Below are 3,673 nucleotides of genomic sequence, written 5' to 3'. Positions count from 1 at the left end.
TCGGGCCGCTGGCCGCCGTTGTCCCGCAGGTCGAGCGCCCGCTGGACCGCGGCGATGGTGTTCTCGACGCTGTGCGGGTTCTCCGGGTTGTGGCTCGCCGGGCCCCACTCGCGGGTCCACTCGCTGTATTCGGCGGGACTGTCGGGGTACATCGCGTACATGGCTTCTTCCTTCACACATCGGGAAATCAGAGGGGTGTGGGAGAGAAGCCGGGGTCTTGTGAAGACGGAAGCCACCGCGACGAGGTGGCTTCTCCTGCGGTCGTTACCGCCGGGCCCCGTCGCGGCACTCGAGTACGAGAAAAATGCTCCGCATGGTGTTCTGACGTTAACCCGGCAGACGCCTCCAGGGAGCCGTTCTGGACGAATGGTCCGCTATCCGAGACACCCGTGCGCGCGCCCACACGTGATATCGGGAAGACTGGTCCTGTGAGCGCACCTCCAGAGCTGCCAGACATCGTGACCCGCGCCTTCGACGTCTCCCGTCGCGCGGGCTACGTGTCGTTCTGCCGCAACGAGACCGGACGGCTGCTGGCGACCCTGGCGGCCACGCGCAGCGGCACCATGGCCGAGTTCGGCACCGGGTGCGGCGTCGGCACCGCCTGGCTGCGCAGCGGCGTACGCGGCGGGGCCGCCAAGATCGTCTCCGCCGAGCTCGACGAGCACCTCGCCAAGGAGGCCTCGGAGATCTTCGCCGACGACGAGCAGGTCGAGGTGATCGCCGCCGACTGGGCCATCCTCCGCGACCGCGGGCCGTTCGCGCTGCTCTTCCTCGACGCCGAGACCCCCGGCGGGGTCTCCCCCGACCAGCTCGCCGACCTGGTCGAGGAGGGCGGGATCGTCGTCATCGACGACCTCATCCCCACCGACCTGTGGCCGCCGATCGTCTACGGCCGGGTCGACAGCCTGCGCGAGTCCTGGCTCACCGACGAGCGCTTCACGACCGTCGAGGTCATGGTCGCCCCCGACACCAGCGTGCTGATCGCCACCAAGCGCTGAGCCCCGCCACGGGCGCGGCGGTCAGATCGCGCAGCCGTCGGGACCGCAGGCGTCGCCGTCGCCGACGATGGTGAGCGCCGGCTTGGTCTCGGCGTGCACCTTCCCCAGCAGCTGGCTGAACAGCTCGGTCGGCTGGGCGCCGGATACGCCGTACTGCCCCTCGACGACGTAGAACGGCACCCCGGTGGCGCCGTAGGCCCGCGCCTGGTCGATGTCGGCCTGCACGTCGCCGGCGAACTCATCGCTCGCGAGCACCTCGTCCACGCGGTCGGCGTCGAGCCCGACGCTGAGCGCGGCCTGCTTCAGGACGGCGTGGTCACCCATCGACTGACCGCGGGAGAAGTACGCCGCGAGCAACTCCTCCTTGAGCGCGGCCTGCTTGCCCTCGGCCTTGGCGAGGTGGAGCAGCCGGTGGGCGTCGATGGTGCGCGCGTGCGGGGTGTCCTCGTGGCGGAACTCCAGCCCGGCCGCCGCGGCGGGCACGTTGGCCTTCTTCATCAGCTCGCGCGCCTGGTCGACGGAGGCGCCGAACTTCTTCGCCAGCGCCTCCACCGTGGTCTCCACCGGCACCTCCGGAGCGGTCGGGTCGAGCTCGAAGGAGTGGTAGACGATCTCGACGTCGTCGCTGTGCTCGAAGCGCTCCAGGGCTTCCTCGAGGTGGCGCTTGCCGATGTAGCACCACGGACAGACAACGTCGGACCAGACATCAATACGCATGTCACGGGAACGTTTGATTCGGTACGAAACATTCCGCAACGGACCGATCTACCCCGAGACGGTCTCAGGGGAGCTCAGGGGAAGTGCCAGGAACCCACCAGGGATCTGCCAGGGGTCTGCCGGACGCGCGCGGGTACCACCTCAGGCGAGGCTCGGAGCATGATCCAGATCGATGCCCTCAGCAAGAGGTACGGCAGGTTCACGGCCGTCGACAACGTGACCTTCACAGCCGAGCCCGGACGGGTGACCGGCTTCCTCGGCCCCAACGGCGCCGGCAAGTCCACGACCATGCGCATCCTGGTCGGGCTCACCGATCCGTCCGCCGGCAGTGCCCATCTCCTCGGCCGTCACTTCTCCCAGCTGCCCAACCCCGGCCGAGAGGTCGGCGTGCTCCTCGACGCCTCCGCCCAGCACGGCGGCCGCACCGGCCGCGAGATCCTCACGCTGGCGGCCCGCACCATGGGTCTGCCGAAGTCCCGCGTCGCCGAGACCCTCGAGCGGGTCAGCCTGACCGAGGAGGAGGCCGGACGCCGGGTACGCAACTACTCGCTTGGGATGCGGCAGCGGCTCGGGATCGCGACGGCTCTGATCGGCGACCCGGAGGTGCTCATCCTCGACGAGCCCGCCAACGGCCTCGACCCGGCCGGCATCCGCTGGATGCGCGACCTGCTGCGCGGCTTCGCCGACGACGGCGGCACCGTGCTGCTCTCCTCGCACCTGCTGCACGAGATCGAGGTGATCGCCGACGACATCGTGGTCATCGGCAACGGCCGCATCGTCGCCCAGGGCACCAAGCAGGAGCTGCTCGCCAGCGGCGAGACGTACGCCCGTTCCAGCGATCCCACCTCACTCGGCCGGGCGCTGCAGCGGGCCGGGCACACCGCCGAGATCACCACCGAGGGCGCCGTCCGCAGCGACGCCGACCTCGCCACCGTCGGGCAGATCGCCTTCGACGCCGGGCTGGTGCTGTCCGAGCTCCGCGCCGCCGACGGCGCCGGTCTGGAGGAGATGTTCCTCCAGCTCACCGCCGAGACCCAGCGTGACCACCTCCAGACCCCGGAAAGGGAAGCAGCATGACCACCACGACCATCGCCCCGGAGCCGGCCAGCCCGGCTGCGGTACGCCGCCGTCAGCGGCCCGTGCCCGCCCCGATCCCGTTCGGCCGGATCGCCGGCGTCGAGCTGCGCAAGATGTTCGACACCCGCTCGGGGTTCTGGCTGATGGCCAGCCTGGTCGTGCTCTCCCTGGCCGCGACCGCAGCGACGATCGTCTTCGTGGACGCCGACAACCTCGACTACGAGGGCTTCGCCAGTGCCTGGGGCATCCCTATGTCCGTGATCCTGCCGATGATCGCGGTGCTCGCCGTCACGAGTGAGTGGAGCGCCCGCAGCGCGCTGACGACCTTCACCCTGGTGCCCGGACGTGGTCGCGTGATCGGCGCGAAAGCCGTGGTCACTGCCCTGGTCGGAGTCGCCGCCATCGCCGTCGCAGCACTCGTCGGCGCCCTGGGCTACCTCGGCGTGGCGACCGTCATGGATCTGGACCCCGTCTGGAACCTTTCCTTCGCCGAGCTCGCCCGGGTCACGCTGGCCAGCGAGATCGGGATGTTCATGGGCTTCATGCTGGGGATGCTCTTCCGCAACTCCCCCGCGGCCATCGTGGCGTACTTCGTCTACGCCCTCGTGCTTCCGACCGTCTCCTCGGCACTCGCCTCCACCAACACCTGGTGGGCCGAGCACGCCACCTGGTTCGACCTCAACTGGGCGACGATGAACCTCTACTCCGAGATGACCGACAAGATGTGGGCGCAGCTGGGCGTCGCCGGCCTGATCTGGCTGGTCATCCCCACGCTCATCGGCCTCCGCCTCGTCCTCAGGTCCGAGGTGAAATAGCCGAGTCGGCGCAACTGTCCCACCCACAACCGCCGAGTCGGCGCATCTGTCCCAGCAACCTGGGAC

The 3,673-nt window shown here is 69.5% G+C and carries 4 protein-coding genes; 3 read left to right on the top strand and 1 reads right to left on the bottom strand.

Annotation, left to right across the window (positions count from 1 at the left end; all coding sequences use genetic code 11):
* Positions 1-428 precede the first annotated feature (428 nt).
* Complete coding sequence (locus ACFVJS_RS25855; protein WP_378886355.1) at positions 429-998, top strand: O-methyltransferase; 570 nt, start codon at positions 429-431, stop codon at positions 996-998.
* Between the two features lie 21 nt (positions 999-1,019).
* On the opposite strand, the gene ACFVJS_RS25850 is transcribed toward ACFVJS_RS25855, so the two are convergent.
* A complete protein-coding gene (locus ACFVJS_RS25850) occupies positions 1,020-1,715 on the bottom strand; it encodes a DsbA family oxidoreductase (protein ID WP_378886353.1) in 696 nt (231 codons plus the stop codon).
* 159 nt (positions 1,716-1,874) lie between these two features.
* Here ACFVJS_RS25850 and ACFVJS_RS25845 point away from each other — a divergent pair, with 159 nt between their 5' ends.
* The gene (locus ACFVJS_RS25845; RefSeq protein WP_378886351.1) at positions 1,875-2,792 is read left to right on the top strand and encodes an ABC transporter ATP-binding protein; all 918 of its coding nucleotides are present in this window, start codon (positions 1,875-1,877) and stop codon (positions 2,790-2,792) included.
* Entirely contained in the window at positions 2,789-3,607 is an 819-nt protein-coding gene (locus tag ACFVJS_RS25840; RefSeq protein ID WP_378886349.1) for an ABC transporter permease, read from the top strand. The genes ACFVJS_RS25845 and ACFVJS_RS25840 overlap by 4 nt, the downstream gene beginning before the upstream one ends.
* Positions 3,608-3,673 lie beyond the last annotated feature (66 nt).

It is taken from the genome of Nocardioides sp. NPDC057772 (genome assembly GCF_042798075.1).
Lineage (GTDB): Bacteria > Actinomycetota > Actinomycetes > Propionibacteriales > Nocardioidaceae > Nocardioides.
The sequence above is the reverse complement of the archived record's forward strand: the minus strand, read 5'-3'. Positions and strand labels throughout refer to the sequence as shown.